Genomic DNA, 16,430 nt, shown 5'->3' with positions numbered 1-16,430 from the left:
AATTGAGAAGTTCAATTAAGATAATCTCAATTTCGTTGGATAGATATGGATGCCTAGATGCCCGCTGATACTTACTTCTTTGACTTGCCTGTCTATCGAATTTCTGAAGAGCACTACTATCAGCTTATTGAGAACAGGAAAGAAAAACAATTTGACCGCATGCGTGCACGTATTGAGGGATATGAACCTTCTGAACATTTGAAGCAATCCTTCGGACACCATATCGACGGTAAGTATGGCCCTTGGCAATTCAACGAGATCATTGCCTACATACGTTTGCATTTTCTTGGGAGCCAGATAAGAGGCGAATATTTTAGCTCAGAAAAGCAGCGCAACGGACTGAATAGAAAAAAGGTTTTCACCTTTAGAACTTGGAAACTGGCACCTGAAGTCGATCTTGGGTTTGCTCGGCGCTACTCCAATCAAGGCATCTGGTCTTCGATTCAGGAATATGTTGCTCTCTGTAAAAAAGAACTCAGCAGATCGCGAGTGATCGACGATAGTATTCTTAATACGATTGGGCCCCATATGGATTGGGTCGCATTGCTCGATAAGCGTGACTAAAACAAAAAGCCCCACCAATCCGGCGGGGCTTTTCACTTAGTTCTCTTGGCTCTTCTTCTTTGCGGTCACGCCAATCACGACGCACAGTGCAAAGCCGCAGAGAATGATGAGAGGCCCATATGTTTGGGCCGAGTCCACCACAGCGGGCTCATCCGTCATCCCCAGAATATTCGGCAGGAAATACATCACCACGCCGAAAGAGATCAGGATGATCCCGCCTAGATATTTTAACATGCTTACCCTTTAACCTTTTGTTTTGTTTACTTCTTCAAAATCGACGTCCCGGCATATTCTGCCGTCGCGCCCAGTTGTTCCTCGATGCGGATCAGCTGGTTGTATTTCGCCATCCGGTCGGAGCGCGACATGGAACCCGTCTTGATCTGACCGCAGTTGGTCGCCACAGCGAGATCGGCAATCGTCGCGTCCTCGGTCTCGCCCGAACGGTGCGACATCACGTTGGTGTAGCGCGCGCGGTGGGCCATATCGACGGCTTTGAGCGTCTCGGAGAGGGACCCGATTTGGTTCACTTTGACCAGCATGGAGTTCGCCACGCCTTGCTCGATGCCCGACGCCAGACGCTCCGGGTTGGTCACGAAGAGATCGTCACCCACGAGCTGGACTTTATCTCCGAGTTTGTCGGTCAAAAGCTTCCAACCGGCCCAGTCGTCCTCGGCCATGCCGTCTTCGATGGAGATGATCGGGTAATCGTTGCACAGCTCGACGAGGTAGTCGGCGTTTTGCTCGGACGTCAGCGATTTGCCTTCGCCCTTCATCTCGTATTTGCCGCCCTCGTAGTACTCGGTCGAGGCGCAATCGAGCGCGAGGTAGATGTCTTCGCCCGGTTTGTAGCCGGCTTTCTCGATGGCGGAGAGCACGAAATCCAGCGCTTCGCGGGTCGAGGAGATGTTCGGCGCAAAGCCGCCCTCATCACCGATGCCGGTGTTGTAACCTGCGGCGGAGAGCTCTTTTTTCAGCGTGTGGAACACTTCGGCGCCCATGCGGATCGCTTCTTTCACGTTCGTGGCCGAAACAGGCATGATCATGAATTCCTGGAAATCGATCGGGTTGTCGGCGTGCTCGCCACCGTTGATGATGTTCATCATCGGCACCGGCAGAACGCGGGCCGAGGAGCCACCGACGTAGCGGTAAAGCGGCAGGGCGGAGTAATCCGCGGCGGCTTTGGCAGCGGCCAGAGACACGCCGAGGATGGCGTTGGCACCGAGGCGGCCTTTGTTGGGCGTGCCATCGAGTTCGATCATCACGGCGTCGAGGGCTTCTTGTTCGGTGGCGTCCATGCCGACGAGCGCTTCGGCAATCTCACCGTTTACGGCGGCGACGGCTTCCAAAACGCCTTTGCCCAGATAGCGGGACGTGTCACCGTCGCGCTTTTCCACGGCTTCGTGCGCACCGGTGGAGGCGCCCGACGGCACGGCGGCGCGGCCCATGGTGCCGTCTTCCAGAATGACGTCCACTTCCACGGTCGGATTGCCGCGGCTGTCGAGAATTTCGCGACCGATGATGTCGATGATGGTGCTCATTGAAGGTGTCCCTTTTCAATTTGGTGGGCAATTCGGTTGGCGGGCCAGTTGCCTGTTTGATACCAGCCGGGGCGGGCAGGTCAACAACCCATGCGCTAACAACGGCCAACTCTTTGAAACAGACGCGGTCTGAAGTGGCGTTAAATCTGGCGTCAGATTCTGGGCGCTTCGAGGTCTGCCATCAACATGTCGCGATCCAGCCGCGCCAATTTGCGTTCGCGCAGGAAGCTATAGAGGCCGGAGGCGATGATCAGCGCAGAGCCGAGATAGGTCATCATATCGGGCCGTTCGCCAAAGACCAGAATGCCGCCGATCATGGTAAACACGAGCCGCGCATAGCGAAACGGCGTGACGGCGGACGCATCGCCCAGCCGCATGCCTGACACGATCAGCGCATAGCCCAAAGTGCCCGCGAGCATCGCGATGGCCAACATGCCAGACAGCGTGAGATCAGGGGCAACCGGCGTGGCGCCCGAGACCCAAAGCGCCAGAAGGGCGGCAGGCAGGACTGCGAGGTAGGCTTGCATGGACACGACGGTGGAGGGCACGGCCACATCCATCACCCGTGTCATCAGGTCGCGTGCCGCCACGGCCACCACCGCGACGAGCACCCAAAGCGCCTGCGGCTCAAACGCGGAGAACCCGGGGCGAATGATCATCAAAACGCCGATGAAACCGACAGAAATCGCGCTCCAGCGTCGCCATCCGACACGTTCCTTGAGGAAGACCGCCGCTCCGAGGGTGACGACCAGCGGCATGGATTGAAAGACGGCGCCGACGGTGGAAATCTCCACCCGGGACAAGGCCGTGACGAAAGCAATGGACCCAACGGCTTCGGTCGAAGCCCGCAAGAGGATCATGGGGCGCCAATTGCGCGCAGTGAAAATGCGGTCACGGCGCAGCAGAGCCCAGATCGTGAAAATCGCCGCGCAGCCGATACAAATCAACAGCAGCACCTCCGCCACCGGCATCACGGTGGAGAGCTGTTTGATGAACATGTCCTCCACGGTGAAAAAGGCCATGGAACCGATGATCATGAGAATGGCGCGCAGATTGTGCATGTGGGATCCTGAGTGTTTTCCCAGACCTAGCGGGGCAGACACCCAAGCGGCAAGCTTTGTGAGGCCTCAAAAGCCGCAGACGGGGGAGGGCGAAACCACTCAACCCCGGGTCGCAAGGCGCTCAGCGCTTTTTGCGCACGCCGAAAAGTTCGAGGCGATGCCCCTTGAGATCGAACCCCAGCCGCTCCGCGATCTTTTCCTGAAGCGCCTCGATCTCCGGGTCGACAAATTCGATGACCTGTCCGGTTTCCATGTCGATCAGGTGGTCGTGATGCGCCCGATCCGCCGGTTCATAGCGCGCGCGCCCGTCACCGAATTCGAGCTTGTCCAAAATACCGCGCTCTTCGAACAGCTTCACGGTGCGGTACACCGTGGCCAGCGAAATTTTCGGGTCTTTGGCGGAGGCGCGGGCGTAAAGCTCCTCGGCATCCGGGTGATCCACCGCCTCTTCGAGCACGGAGGCAATGACGCGACGTTGCTCGGTCAGGCGCAGGCCTTTGGCCTCGCAACGCATCAGGATCGTGTCTGTCATGAGGGCTCCGGCTCAGGTGGTCTGCCCAAAGGTAAAAAAACGGGCCGGATTGGTCCAGCCCGCATTTGCGACTTACTCGCAAAACCATTTTGTAAGGATAGTCTGCTCTGGTCTCAAGAAACCAGCTTGCCCTCCATCATGCGGATCGCCTGACCGCCGATGGTGACGCCTTCGGGGGTGGCATGGACCGAGATTCGCGAGGGGCGGCCCATGTCGTCGCCTTGATGGATCGTCATGGTGATGTCGCCCCCGTCGCGCTCTTGGAACAGCCGTCCAAGGGCGGCTGCGGCGGAGCCGGTCGCGGGGTCTTCGGGAATGTCATCGAGCGGCGCGAACATGCGTAGATGCACGGTCTCACCGTCGCGCCAATAGGGCGCTTGGGCAAAATCGAGGCCCATCGGGTAGCGCGCGTGGCCCTCGCGGAAGCTGGCGATGTCGCAGGTGACGCGCGCCAAAGCCGCGCGCGAGGTGAGTTCCGTGAAGGTGAAGGCCAATCCCATTCCGGCCATCACCGGCGCGGCTTTCAGATCGCTCTCGGAAAGGCCAAGCGCTTTCGCGACCAGAGCCGCCTCAGGATGCGCGAGGGTTTCCAGCGGCTGGATGGCGGTGAATGCGGCCTTGCCACCCGCCGCTTTCGCGGTGATCAACCCGACCTTTAACTCCAGCCGCAACTCCGGCCCATAGCCCATCTCAGAGAGCGCCACGGCCGCACCGATGGTGGGATGCCCGGCAAAAGGCACCTCCATCGTCGGTGTGAAGATCCTGAGCCGTGCCGTATTTCCCGCCTCCTCGGGCGGGTAGAGAAACACCGTCTCCGAATAGTTGAACTCGCGTGCGATCTTTTGCAGCAACTCTTCGGGAAGGGCGTCCGCCTCCGGCACGACGGCCAGAGGATTGCCGCCAAAGGCACGGTCGGTGAAGACGTCATAGGTCAGGTAGCGGGTCATACATCCAACTCCGGTTCAGGGCCGACACGTTTGGCGACGGCGGCGACGGTGAGGCCCTGGACGATGATGGAGAAGACCACCACGATATAGGTCGCCGTCAGGATCAGCGGTTTCCATTCGCTGTCGGGCAAGGAGAGCGCGAGGGCGACGGAAATCCCGCCTTTGAGCCCGCCCCATGTCATGATCGGGATGGTGCCTTTCGAGAAATTCGAGAAGGGTTTGAGCAGGAACACCGGGATTGCCACCGCTGTGAGACGGGCGATGAGCGCCAGCACGATGGCCATAAGCCCGCCGATGACGGAGGTGGTGTCAAAGGCCACGGCGAAGACCTCGAAACCGATCATCAGGAAAAGAATGGCGTTGAGGATCTCGTCGATCATTTTCCAGAAGGCATCGACATAGCGACGGGTTTCCTCGGACATGCCGTATTTCGCACCTACATCGCCGATCAAAAGCCCGGCGCAGACCGCCATGATCGGGGCGGACACATGCATTGCGACCGCCAGCTCATAGCCACCGAACGCGAGCCCCAAGGTGATCAGCACCTCCAGAGCATAGTCATCAATGAGGCGCATCACGCGGAAGGTCAGCCAGCCCAAAACAAGACCCAACAAAGCGCCGCCGATGGCCTCTTGGGCAAAGAGCCAGAGTGCGCCTTCGACGGCATTCTCACTCCCATGCGCATCGCCGTGCCCCGTGCCCGCAAAGGCCAGGCCAACCAGCACAAGATAAACCACATAGCCCACGCCGTCGTTGAACAGGCTCTCGCCCGCGATCTTGGTCTCAAGGCTTTTCGGCAGCGACGCCTGCCGCAACACGCCCAGCACCGCGACCGGATCGGTCGGCGAAATCAGCGCCCCGAAGGTGAGCGCGATCAACAGGGGCATACCGGTCAGCCAGCTAAAGCCCGCGCCGACGACGGCGGTCGACAGAGCCACGCCCAAGGTCGCCATGAGAAACACCGGCCGCCATTGCGCGCGGAGATCGGAGACCTTCACATGCAACGCGCCCGCAAAGAGCAACAGCCCCAACATGCCCTCTAACAGCGTGTCGGAGAAATCAAAGGCCAGAACCTCGGCACGGATGGTCTCTTCGACCAGCGAGGCGGGGTAAATCGCATCAAGTCCGATCACCGCGAGAGAGGCGATGAGCGCCACGACGAGAATGCCGATGGAGGAGGGGAGTTTCAAAAACAGGTAGTTGATCGCCCCGAACGCGCCGGCGAGCACGATCAGAAGCGAGGTGATTTGCAGAAGTGTCATGGGAAGTGCCTTGAAGGGGGAACCGTAAAAATCGTCTTGGGTCGGGTTTAAAACGATTTCTTGGCCAGCGCACCACAGATTATCGCATACCGCTCCTCCAAAGAGCGCAGCTCTGAGTTGGCCCGCCTCAAAGCCCCGCGCGGATCATGTCGCGAATTTTGGCTGCTTTTTCAAAGTGATCGAGCCGATGGGTCTTGATCCACCATTCTGCGGCTTCCATCAAAAGCTCGGGATCGTCATTTTTATTGGCAAAGAAGGCGTAAAAGGACAGGCCGACCGTGTCGCCTTTCTTGGCGATCTTCTCTTCACAGATTTTGATCGCTTTTGCCCGCAGAGTGTTGCGCATGTCATGCCTCGCTTTTTTGTCGGACCATAGGCGAGGAGGGTGTGAGATCAAGGCGTGATGTGGCGGGATCAGGACGTCAAAGCCTTGAGATCGGCCCAGATCGGCAAATGATCGGAGGCTTGGCGCGACAAAACCGTCTCCGCCACGCCCGCGTCGCGCATTTCTAACGCGGGAGTAAAGGCGATGCGGTCCAGCGCGGCCATCGGGCGCGAGGCGTGAAACGAGCGCCCCGGCGCGTGGATGTCGAAGGCATCGCGCAGCGGATCGAGGCCCTGCGTGCGCGACCATTCGTTGAAGTCGCCCAAGATGACGGTGGGACGGTCGTCGAGTTTGGCCAGATGCGCACGAATGGCGTGAAGCTGTTTCTGCCGCGAGCTGCGCAACAGGCCCAAATGTACGCCAACGACCCGCAGGTTCGGCAGATCCACGGCCACAGACCCACGCGGCTCCAGCCCCGGCAGATTGAAACGATGCACCGCCTCGACCAAGGCCCCTTTGCGGACCAAAATCGCGTTGCCATGCCAGCCGACGGAGACAGGCGAAGTGTTGATGGGCAGGGCGGTGAACTCCGTATGCGTGTCGATCATTCGGGACGGCAGCGCGGCGGGGCGTGGCCCCAAGCGCAGATCGGCCTCCTGCAACGCGATGACATCGGCCTCAAGGCTGTTGATCACGTCCAGCACCCGCCCCGGCGCGCGTTTGCCATCCGTGCCTTTGCATTTGCGCAGATTATATGAGGCGAGGCGCAGCGCGCCGGTTTCCACTTTTGGTATCATCAGGTTAACATAGGCATTCAACAACAGGATTTCACCATGTCTGTCAAAGAGACCTTGCAAGAGCTAATGACCAAGGCCCGTAGCCAGCCCTTGGTCATGCGCCTCGTCTGGGTGGCTTTGATGGCGGAATTTGTCGCGGGCCTCGTGGCGGCGCGCTACACCTCGTCTTTCATCGCGCTGGGCACATTTGGGCTGACGCTCGTGCCGATGTTTTTCGCGCGTCGGTTTCACATTTACATCCCGCGCTCCTTCATGGCGGGGATCGTGCTGTTCATTTTCGCGACGCTGTTTTTGGGTGAGGTGGGCGATTTCTACAATCGCTATTGGTGGTGGGACATCGTGCTGCACGGCGGCTCTGCGCTGGGCTTTGGCCTTGTGGGATTCATCGCGATTTTCATGCTGTTCCAGGGCGACCGCTATGCCGCGCCCCCATGGGCGATGGGGCTTTTCGCCTTTTGTTTTGCGATGTCCATCGGCGCGCTCTGGGAGATTTTCGAATATACCATGGACCAGGCGTTCGGCACGAATATGCAGAAATCCGGCCTTCAGGACACGATGTGGGACCTGATTGTCGATGCGGGCGGCGGCCTTGTGGGGGCGGTGTCCGGCGCGATCTACGTGGCCTTTGATCGCAACACGCCTTTCGCCAGCCTGATCCGCGATTTCATCACCCGCAACAAGCGCTTGTTTGGGAAATATCGCTCGAAGTGAGAGATCACGTTCCACAAAATGTTTTGTGCACCACCTGATCCTCGGTCGGCGGATGCGTCAGGTCTTGATCGTCTTCCGCCAAATCAAACGGCCTGCTCAGCACCCGCGCCAGCCGCGCCGCCTTGCTTTCATCGCCCTCAAGTGCGGCTTGAATGGCTTCCTCGATCCGATGATTACGCGGGATCACGGCGGGGCTGGTCTTGGCGATGATCTCACGCCATTTCTCAGAACGTCGCGTCTCCCAACGCGGCACCCAGGCGTCAAACGCCTCTCGGTCCAACATCCAATCCCGCGCGGAACCATCCAGCAAGCCTCTGAACGTATTGGTGAAATCCGCACCATCCTTGGCCATCAGGCCCAAGAGGTCCTGAATGAGCGGCAAATCCGCCTCATTCGGATCGTCCATCCCAAGCTTCGCGCCAAACACCGCGCGCCATTCCGCCTGATAGGCCTCAGGGAAGGTATTCAGCACCTCGGTCAGCGCATCAATCGCCTTGTGCTGCCCGCCCAGCTCTTCCTCCATTTGCGGCACGAAACACGACCCCAATTGCGCCAGATTCCAATGCGCAATCGAAGGCTGTTGCTCATAGGCATAGCGCCCGAATTGGTCGATGGAACTGTAGACCGCCTTGGGCGAATAGCCGTCGATGAAGGCGCAGGGACCGTAGTCAATCGTCTCACCTGACACCGCCATATTGTCCGTGTTCATCACCCCATGGACAAAGCCCAGCCCCATCCATTTGGCGATCAATCGCGCCTGCGCTTTGACAATTTCGGCATAAAGCTCCAGCGTATCTTTCGCCTGCGGGTAATGCCGCGCGCGGACGTGGTCGGTCAAAATCTTGACAGAGGCCTCATCGCCGCGTGCCGTGAAATATTGAAAGGTGCCAACCCGAATGTGACTGGACGCAATGCGCACCAAAAGTCCGCCGGGATAGGCGCGCTCACGCTGCACTCGCCCGCCGGTTCGCAACGCCGCCAAAGCGCGCGTCGTCGGCACCCCCGCCGCATGCATAAACTCGCTGATGATATATTCGCGCAGCACCGGCCCGATCCACGCCCGCCCGTCGCCATTGCGCGAATAGGGCGTGCGCCCCGCGCCTTTGAGATGGATGTCAAAGCGGCCATCCTCTGTGACCACCTCGCCCAAAAGCACCGCGCGCCCATCGCCCAGCTGCGGCGACCAACCGCCGAACTGATGCCCCGCGTAAACCTGCGCAATCGGATCGGCGCCCTCTGGGATCACGTTGCCCGCAAGCATCGGCGCATCCCAATCGGACACGCCCAAAGCCTTGGCCAAAGGCGCATTCCAAAGCATTACCTCGGGCGCAGGCGAAAGCTCCGGCGCGATCCTCGTGTGAAACTCTTTCGGCAGGCGGGCATAGGTATTGTCGAATTGGGTCATGTGCCTAACCTAGTGCGTCTTCTTCTTGGCGCAAATACTCATTCATCCGAGACGTCGCACACGTTCCGTCAATAGATCAAAGAACCCTTCGGCATCCGCATCCCCCATGAACATCGCATTTTTGGGCCGATCCGTGACGCCCCACCAATCGGCAACGGTCATGCCGCGGGTGAGTTTCGACTGGGTTTCGATCTCGACATTGATGAAACGTCCGGAAAACAGCTCCGGTTTGATCAGATAGGCGATCACCGTCGGATCGTGCAGCGGGCCACCCTGAGAGCCGTATTTCTCGATGTCGAAACGCTCGAAAAAATCGAGCCAGCCTGCGACCACTTCGCCCAGGTGATTTCCAAACTCCTTGAACGCCTGCAAACGGGGTGCTGTGACCAACACTTTGTGGGTACAGTCGAGCGGCATCACCGTGAGCTTCACGCCGGATTTGAACACAATATCCGCCGCTTCCGGGTCGACGTAAATGTTGAATTCTGCCGCCGGGGTGATGTTGCCCACCTCGAAATAAGCGCCGCCCATCAGGACCACTTCCTGCACGCGTTCGACAATATCCGGGGCTTTCTCGAAAGCCGTCGCGATGTTCGTCAAAGGGCCCATCGGGCAAAGCGTCACCGTGCCGGGGGCTTCCCTGCGCAGTGTTTCGATGATGAAATCCACACCGTGCTGCTTTTGCAAAGGCATGGTCGGCGTCGGCAATTCGATCCCGTCGAGGCCGGTTTTGCCGTGCACATGTTCGGCGGTCACCAGAGTGTGCGCCAAGGGCCTGTCACAGCCCGCGAAGACCAAAACATCGGGGCGCCCGGCGACTTCGCAAATCTTGCGCGCGTTCTCCGCGGTGCGCTCGATCGGCACATTGCCCGCGACGGCGACGATGCCCAAAAGGTCGATCTCCTCGGGCGAGCCAAGCGCCAGAAGGATCGCCATGGCGTCATCCTGTCCGGGGTCCGTGTCGATGATGATCTTGCGCGGGAAGTCCGACATGTGCGTGCCTTTTTACTGGTTGGTCAAAGGCGCAGCATGCTCCGCAGGGGGCGGGATGTAAAGCGGATCAGGCCGCTTAGCGCCGCACTTGGCGCGCGCCGTCAGCCCCTCGCACAATCACCGTGCGAATGCCCGCGATGTCCGTGTTCGACAGCGATTTCGCCGCTGTGATCTGACGCTGCGCCGGGCTGAGCGCCGGCACCGTCTCAGAAGGCGCACGCAGGCGGAAATCAAAGACCAAAGTGTCGGCGCGATCAGAGGGCGCGGCGACCAATTCGGCGTCATAATAGCCCGCAGAGGGCAGGGCAGCGGTGGCGGTCACGATGGCGCCTGAGGCGGATTTGACCATCTGTAACTCAGTGATCTGCGGGGCCAGCGGGCGGGTGTCGACAAAGACCGGGTAGCCTTTGCGCGGCGCGAGGGTTTGCAGGACCGTGACGTTCTGGCCGTTTTCATCGACCGCAACGGCTTCGGATTTCCCAAACCAGTTGAGCGGGTTGAACCGCGACTCTTTCACTGTGGCGCAGCCCGCCAGAAGTGACAAAACCAGCCCCGAAATGATCACCTGACGCCGCATCGGCTTCTCCCTTACACCTTCGTGGTCCAAGGGCTACCCGAAAAGCCCCCTATTGAAAAGCCCGCGTTGCGGCGCCTGTCGAAAACACATGGGAAAGCGCGGGGCAAAGAGCGGCGGACTGGACCTTTGCCGGGCAAAGGCCTATGTGATTTTTGCAGCAAAACTGAGGATCCGATCATGGCGCAAGAGAAGTTCGAAGAGATTGTCGAAACCTTTGAGTTTCTGGACGATTGGGAGGACCGCTATCGCCATGTGATCGAGATGGGCAAGGCCTTTCCGCCGCTTGATGACGCCTTCAAGGTGCCTGCGACCAAGGTCGAGGGCTGCGCCTCGCAGGTCTGGCTGGTGCCGACGATCGAGGGCGGTAAATTCGAGTTTCAGGGCGCCTCTGACGCGATGATCGTGCAGGGCCTGATCGCCATTTTGCACGAATTGTTTGCCGGATTGACCGTCTCCGAGGTCTTGACCACCGATGCGCCCGCCGAGCTCGCGCGACTGGGCCTCGACGAACACCTGTCGTCGCAACGCTCCAATGGTCTGCGTGCCATGGTCGAACGGATCATGGAGACCGCGCAAAAAGCGGCCTGAAAATCGCACGACAAAAGGGACAGCTAAGTTCTCCACTTGGCAAATGTTCTCCTTTTGTTCATATTTGTGGCATGAGCCACGAATCCAGAAACCCCTCCCATCTTTCGAGCGATTTCTTCAGCGACACGCTGCCTTTGGGACTGGTGCCCAAAGCGCGTGGCAGCACGTCCAACGCCACCGGCCGGTTCGAACGTCTCGCCCGCGAAACCTTCATCGACGGTTGGGACGCGGAGCTTGAACAAAGCGTGATGCGCACCACCACAGTGGACGAGCGCCCGCGTAAGATCATCACCCGCAACGACAGTCCCGACATTCCTTTTGATCGCTCGATCAACCCCTATCGCGGCTGCGAACACGGCTGTTCTTACTGTTTTGCCCGTCCAAGTCATGCCTATCTCGGTCTGTCGCCGGGGTTGGATTTCGAAACTCGTCTGACGCGGAAACTCGGTGCGGCGGAGGTGCTGCGGCGTGAACTCGCCGCCAAAAGCTATGAGGTCGCGCCGATTGCCATGGGCACAAACACCGACCCCTATCAGCCCATCGAGGCGCGCGATCGCATCATGCGCAGCATTCTCGAGGTGCTCTCAGAGCACAATCACCCGGTGACCATCGTCACCAAGGGCACCTTGATCGAGCGCGACATTGACATTCTGGCGCCGATGGCCGCGAAAGGCCTTGTGCATGTCGGCGTGTCCGTCACCACGCTCGGTTCGCGCCTGTCGCGTCAGTTGGAACCGCGCGCGCCCGTGCCTGCGCGGCGGCTGAAAACCATCCGCGCCCTCTCTGAGGCGGGCATCCCCGTCCGCGTCATGGTCGCACCCATCATTCCCGCGCTCACCGATCACGAGTTGGAGGCCATTTTGACGGCCGCCGCCACCCATGGGGCCAAAGCGGCGGCCTATATCATGCTGCGCCTGCCTTTGGAGGTCGCGCCTTTGTTCGAGGAGTGGCTTGAAATCTATGTGCCAGACCGCGCCGCGCGGGTGATGAACCGGGTGCGCGAGTTGCGCGGCGGCAAGGCCAATGACAGCACCTTCGGCACGCGGATGCGCGGCAAGGGCGAATGGGCGGAGTTGATGTCGAAACGCTTCGAGATCGCGCTGAGCCGCACCGGATTGTCGCGCAAGGGAACAGTGCTGCGCACGGATCTCTTTGCCGTGCCGCCGAAACCGGGGGATCAACTGAGCCTGTTTTAAAGTGCGTCCTCGGCAGGGTCTGCGTCGACAGCGAAGGGCCCGAGGGCTGCGACCACCTGTTCGAGTGTCGGGCGGGCGCCTTGCGGACGGTGTTCCAGCGCCTGATTCATCGCTTTGAGATGCGCAGGGCTTGTGCCACAGCACCCGCCGATGATCCGCGCGCCTGCATCGCGCGCGAGACAGGCGTAATCGGCCATCATCTCAGGCGTGATGTCGTACTGCAGCTGCCCGTCGATCACCTGCGGCTGGCCTGCGTTGGCCTTGGCCACGATGGGGCACTCGGGCGCGCGGGCGGTGAGGTCCAAAATGCTGCGCACCACAGCGGACGGCCCCGCGCCGCAATTCGCGCCATAGGCCAGGGGCGGATGCGCCATCCTGTCCACCAGAGTGGAAAGCTGCGCCGGGGTGACGCCCATCATCGTCGCGCCGCCCGTGTCGAAACTCATCGTCCCGATCCAAGGCAGCCCCGCTTTGCGGGCGCCTTCGGCGGCGGCGCTCAACTCGTCGAGTGAAGACATGGTTTCGATCCAGGCAATATCGACGCCGCCGGCTTTCAGCGCTCGCGCTTGATCGAAAAACATCTCGGTGGCCTCCGCCTGGGAGAGCGTGCCCATCGGGGCCAAAATCTCTCCCGTCGGCCCCATCGTCCCCGCGACGACCACCGGGCGTCTGGCGGTGTCGGCGGCTTGGCGGGCCAGCTCGGCGGCGGTTTTGTTGATCTCAAAGACCTGAGCTTCGGCGCCCATGTGTTTCAGCCGTGCCGTGGTGCCGCCAAAGGAGTTGGTCAGAAGAATGTCGGCCCCTGCCGCAATGGCCTCTTGGTGCAAGGTCAGGACGCACTCGGGTCTGTCGAAATTCCACATCTCCGGTGCCGTGCCGCGCGGGAGGCCCATGTCATAGAGCGCTGTCGCCATGGCGCCATCGGCCAAAAGCCAATCGCGGGCGCTCAGCAGTTGGCTTAACAGGGTGTCACACGGCGTATCGGGCACGAGTTTAGACATGTGGCCTCCGGCAAATGCAATGTTTGACCTCCTAAAGCCTTTTGCAAAGAGAGGCAAAGCACGTTGGCGACAACAGGCTTATTTTCGGCGCAGTTTCAGGGCTTTGGAGAGCCGCAAGGTCGGGTGGGTGGCGGAGCGGGCCGCTTTCATCGGGTTGGCGGTTACTTTCGGCGGCGGCGCGGTCACGCGGCGCAGGATGTCCATGCCCGCGACCGTGAGCGCCAGACGCGTCGGTGCGGCCAAATAAAGCGTTTCCCACTGCGGCGCGAAGGCCGATTTGAAGCGGCGCAATCCTGCCGCCCCGGAGCGCGCAAGGAATTTTTGACGTAGCCAGCGGGTCAGGGGCGCGTGGTCTTCGCCCTGCCACGGCACGGCGGCCAAAGACAGGCGCGGCACGCCCTGTGCCCGCGCGGCTTCGATGGCTTTTACGATTAAAAGCTGGATCGTGCCATCGGGCGCGGCCTCGCCCGTGCGCATCAGATCGAGCGTCATCTCATTGCGGCTTTCATGAAAGCTGACGAAGGCCACGAGGTTGGTGCCTTGCCACGCCAGAAACACGCGCTGACAAGAAATGTAGTCGCGATCATAGGTGCCCATGGAAAAGCCGCGTTCCTGACCGCGCATCGCCAGCCATTCGGCGGCCACGCGGTCCATTTGACCGAGCGGCAGATCGCGAATGCCTTCGGTGACGCGAATGCGGCCTTCTTCGGCTTTGCGCAGAATACGTCGCAATTGGCGTGTTTTCGAGCCTTCCAGATTGAACTCCGCCGGGATGAGCCAGGCTTCTTCGGCGGTGGGCAGCACTTGCCAGCCCGCGCGGCGGGCGGAGGCGGCCATGCGGGCGCCGCATTTGTAGATTGCGGGCATGCGGTAGCGCCGGGCGGCGGCACGCGACAGGGCATCACGGGTTTGTCCGGGGCAGTGCGCGGAGATCGGATCGGAGAGCATGACAAGCGACTGACCTATGGGGGAGGCCAGCCCCAGAGCCGTGCCATCGGCGGCAGACAGCAGCGAGAAATCGCGGGTGCGCAACAGCCCGGCCTCGGCGCGCGGGGCGGCGAAAATCTGCACTTCGAGCTGGGGCGGCAGGTAGGGGGAGGGCGCGGTTTTCACCAGATGCGGCTCGCGGGCGAGATTGCAGCGCTTGGGACCGCGCAGGATGAACAGCGCGGAAATCGCGGCGGGCACCCCGTAGTAGATCAGGCGAAAGGCGACCACGGCGCCCAGAAGAGGCTCCAAAGGGATCGCAGGCAGAAGCGACGCCAAAGTGGCCTCAAACGGGCCAACGCCGCCGGGGGTCGAACTGATGAGACCGGCGCCAAGAGAAAAGAGATAGGCCGAGACGGTATGGCCCAGAGGCAGCAGCAGGTGATCGGGCAAAAGCACGTAAAGCGCGAGGCCAGCGCAGATCGTGTCGATGGCGGCGAGGCCCACGACGGTGACCATGGTCTTGATCGAGGGCCAGGGCAGGCGAACCAGCGCGCGCGGCGGATAGATCGAGAGGGCGGCCAGTGTCAGGAAAAGCGCGATGGCGCCGGTCGCGAGCGTTTTCATCAAAGGCACTTCGGGTTGAAACACCAAAAGCGCCATGGCGGCGATCACCGCCCAGCCCATGAGAAAGGACAAGGCGACGGCGCCGGAGAGCCGGGCGGCCTGCCAAAGCGTCAGTTCGGGCAGCATGCGCCAGCGGATGAGCGTGCCGGTCAGCGCGCCAAAGCCCAAAGCCTGCGACAGACCGATGGCGAGGATGCCGGAACTGCGGGCGGAGCTGTCGGAAATGCCGGTGCCAAGCTGGGCGTGGAGGACGCGGTCATATTGGCCGACGGCCCAGAAACTTGCGAGCGTGGCTATTCCTGCGAGCCCCCACTGACCGGGGGTGACGGTCGCAACGGTGGCAAACACGGCTTTCACATCGAGATGCGCGACTTTTTCCCACAACAGCCAGACGAAAAACACCATGACGGCCAGCGGCACCATCTGTTTTCCGAGAAGTTTGTGCAGGCCCTTTCGGTCGCCTTGCGCGACCAGCGTGGCTTTGGCGTCTGGGGTCGCGGGGCCGGTGGCGCGCGGAGCGTGCGTCAGGACGGAAGATCGTTTGAGCGTGTCCTCAATCTCGATCTGGCTGTGTCGCATCGGATGTCGCTCCTTTGGCCTATGGGCCTGATCTGTGCCATGTCGTTCAACACCTTTGGCCATGTGCTGAGGTACACATGTCTTGCCGCGCTGAGGGGGTGTTGAGAGCCTTAAGCGCATTTTCCCAATATTCGATTAAAGCCTTTCACCTCTTCCGGAGCGGAACATGGGGGCTTTGGAGCGACCGGAAACCTTCGCGGGGGCGTTTGAACGGATATTGGGGGAACGAAAACAAGGCCCGCATCCACGATGCAGGCCTCTCAGGGCGTCACATTAGGGCGTCACGTTATGGTGACAAGATGGCGACGCGCGGTGGGGCTGGCGTAAGCTGCGCTCAGCCGTCCGCCAGCTCCACTTTGGCTTGGCTCAGAAAGCCCGTGTACAGCGTGCGCAGCTCTTGCATGGTCACGGACGCGCCCAGATCTTCGGCCACTTTGGTGAGCACATCCTCGAAACCGGCCTCTTTCATATCGGCGCGGATCACGTCCTTGATGTAATCGTCGAGCTCTGCCGAGGGTTTGCCGAGCTTTTCGGCGGCCCAGATGGCGAGTTTCTTGTTGGCGCGCGATTCGGCGCGAAACTGAGCGGCAGAGTCGTGGGCATATTTGCTTTCAAACGCAGCTTCGCGTTCATCGAAAGTGGTCATGGCAGGCTCCTCCTCGTTAAACCTTTGATTTAGATTATGCCCTTTGCATATCGGGGCGACAAGGAGGCAGATCAATGTTTCGTTTAAAATATAGGCGACATTAAAACAGTTTTCGGTGCGCAAGATGACCGACCGTGCCCCTGTCATAATTCCG

The 16,430-nt window shown here is 60.4% G+C and carries 18 protein-coding genes; 4 read left to right on the top strand and 14 right to left on the bottom strand.

Going from position 1 to position 16,430, the window contains the following annotated elements; translation table 11 throughout:
• Positions 1-57 precede the first annotated feature (57 nt).
• The gene (locus ACN0X0_RS02225; RefSeq protein WP_417277832.1) at positions 58-564 is read left to right on the top strand and encodes a hypothetical protein; all 507 of its coding nucleotides are present in this window, start codon (positions 58-60) and stop codon (positions 562-564) included.
• A gap of 36 nt (positions 565-600) precedes the next feature.
• Here ACN0X0_RS02225 and ACN0X0_RS02220 read toward each other — a convergent pair whose 3' ends face one another.
• The 8 genes from ACN0X0_RS02220 to ACN0X0_RS02185 form a co-directional block, all read right to left on the bottom strand.
• Positions 601-798: a hypothetical protein gene (locus tag ACN0X0_RS02220; RefSeq protein WP_417277831.1), complete on the bottom strand. Its 198-nt coding sequence runs from the start codon at positions 796-798 to the stop codon at positions 601-603.
• A 26-nt stretch (positions 799-824) separates the two neighbouring features.
• Positions 825-2,102, bottom strand: a complete 1,278-nt coding sequence (gene eno / locus ACN0X0_RS02215; protein ID WP_417277830.1) for a phosphopyruvate hydratase — start codon at positions 2,100-2,102, stop codon at positions 825-827.
• Between the two features lie 152 nt (positions 2,103-2,254).
• On the bottom strand, positions 2,255-3,163 hold the full coding sequence (locus tag ACN0X0_RS02210; protein WP_417263044.1) for a DMT family transporter: 909 nt from the start codon (positions 3,161-3,163) through the stop codon (positions 2,255-2,257).
• A gap of 121 nt (positions 3,164-3,284) precedes the next feature.
• Positions 3,285-3,695 carry a Fur family transcriptional regulator gene (locus ACN0X0_RS02205; RefSeq protein WP_226550475.1) on the bottom strand — a complete coding sequence of 137 codons (411 nt, stop codon included), beginning with the start codon at positions 3,693-3,695 and terminating at the stop codon, positions 3,285-3,287.
• A gap of 113 nt (positions 3,696-3,808) precedes the next feature.
• Positions 3,809-4,642: a PhzF family phenazine biosynthesis protein gene (locus tag ACN0X0_RS02200; protein ID WP_417277829.1), complete on the bottom strand. Its 834-nt coding sequence runs from the start codon at positions 4,640-4,642 to the stop codon at positions 3,809-3,811.
• The gene (locus ACN0X0_RS02195) at positions 4,639-5,904 is read right to left on the bottom strand and encodes a cation:proton antiporter (protein ID WP_417277828.1); all 1,266 of its coding nucleotides are present in this window, start codon (positions 5,902-5,904) and stop codon (positions 4,639-4,641) included. The genes ACN0X0_RS02200 and ACN0X0_RS02195 overlap by 4 nt, the downstream gene beginning before the upstream one ends.
• Positions 5,905-6,031: 127 nt before the next feature.
• Positions 6,032-6,250 carry a DUF6500 family protein gene (locus ACN0X0_RS02190; protein ID WP_417277827.1) on the bottom strand — a complete coding sequence of 73 codons (219 nt, stop codon included), beginning with the start codon at positions 6,248-6,250 and terminating at the stop codon, positions 6,032-6,034.
• Positions 6,251-6,318: 68 nt separating this feature from the next.
• Positions 6,319-7,026, bottom strand: a complete 708-nt coding sequence (locus tag ACN0X0_RS02185; protein ID WP_417277826.1) for an endonuclease/exonuclease/phosphatase family protein — start codon at positions 7,024-7,026, stop codon at positions 6,319-6,321.
• A 36-nt stretch (positions 7,027-7,062) separates the two neighbouring features.
• On the opposite strand from ACN0X0_RS02185, the gene ACN0X0_RS02180 reads away from it, so the two are divergent.
• The gene (locus ACN0X0_RS02180) at positions 7,063-7,737 is read left to right on the top strand and encodes a hypothetical protein (RefSeq protein WP_417277825.1); all 675 of its coding nucleotides are present in this window, start codon (positions 7,063-7,065) and stop codon (positions 7,735-7,737) included.
• Positions 7,738-7,741: 4 nt separating this feature from the next.
• Here ACN0X0_RS02180 and ACN0X0_RS02175 read toward each other — a convergent pair whose 3' ends face one another.
• The 3 genes from ACN0X0_RS02175 to ACN0X0_RS02165 form a co-directional block, all read right to left on the bottom strand.
• Complete coding sequence (locus ACN0X0_RS02175) at positions 7,742-9,142, bottom strand: protein adenylyltransferase SelO (protein WP_417277824.1); 1,401 nt, start codon at positions 9,140-9,142, stop codon at positions 7,742-7,744.
• A gap of 42 nt (positions 9,143-9,184) precedes the next feature.
• Entirely contained in the window at positions 9,185-10,135 is a 951-nt protein-coding gene (locus tag ACN0X0_RS02170; RefSeq protein ID WP_417277823.1) for a nucleoside hydrolase, read from the bottom strand.
• A gap of 76 nt (positions 10,136-10,211) precedes the next feature.
• Positions 10,212-10,712, bottom strand: a complete 501-nt coding sequence (locus tag ACN0X0_RS02165; protein WP_417263035.1) for a hypothetical protein — start codon at positions 10,710-10,712, stop codon at positions 10,212-10,214.
• Between the two features lie 177 nt (positions 10,713-10,889).
• Between ACN0X0_RS02165 and ACN0X0_RS02160 the strand changes: the two genes are divergently transcribed.
• Both ACN0X0_RS02160 and ACN0X0_RS02155 read left to right on the top strand, forming a co-directional pair.
• Positions 10,890-11,300, top strand: coding sequence for a SufE family protein (locus tag ACN0X0_RS02160; RefSeq protein ID WP_417277822.1), 411 nt, complete (start codon positions 10,890-10,892; stop codon positions 11,298-11,300).
• A gap of 71 nt (positions 11,301-11,371) precedes the next feature.
• Entirely contained in the window at positions 11,372-12,496 is a 1,125-nt protein-coding gene (locus tag ACN0X0_RS02155) for a PA0069 family radical SAM protein (RefSeq protein WP_417277821.1), read from the top strand.
• Here the strand turns inward: ACN0X0_RS02155 and bmt are convergent.
• The 3 genes from bmt to ACN0X0_RS02140 form a co-directional block, all read right to left on the bottom strand.
• The gene (bmt, locus tag ACN0X0_RS02150) at positions 12,493-13,497 is read right to left on the bottom strand and encodes a betaine--homocysteine S-methyltransferase (protein ID WP_417277820.1); all 1,005 of its coding nucleotides are present in this window, start codon (positions 13,495-13,497) and stop codon (positions 12,493-12,495) included. The genes ACN0X0_RS02155 and bmt overlap by 4 nt on opposite strands.
• Positions 13,498-13,575: 78 nt before the next feature.
• A complete protein-coding gene (locus ACN0X0_RS02145; protein WP_417277819.1) occupies positions 13,576-15,630 on the bottom strand; it encodes a phosphatidylglycerol lysyltransferase domain-containing protein in 2,055 nt (684 codons plus the stop codon).
• A 334-nt stretch (positions 15,631-15,964) separates the two neighbouring features.
• Positions 15,965-16,276: a DUF1476 domain-containing protein gene (locus ACN0X0_RS02140; RefSeq protein WP_417263030.1), complete on the bottom strand. Its 312-nt coding sequence runs from the start codon at positions 16,274-16,276 to the stop codon at positions 15,965-15,967.
• Between the last annotated feature and the right edge of the window lie 154 nt (positions 16,277-16,430).

Origin of the sequence: Celeribacter sp., from assembly GCF_048270365.1 — a bacterium.
GTDB lineage: Bacteria > Pseudomonadota > Alphaproteobacteria > Rhodobacterales > Rhodobacteraceae > Celeribacter.
The sequence above is the reverse complement of the archived record's forward strand: the minus strand, read 5'-3'. Positions and strand labels throughout refer to the sequence as shown.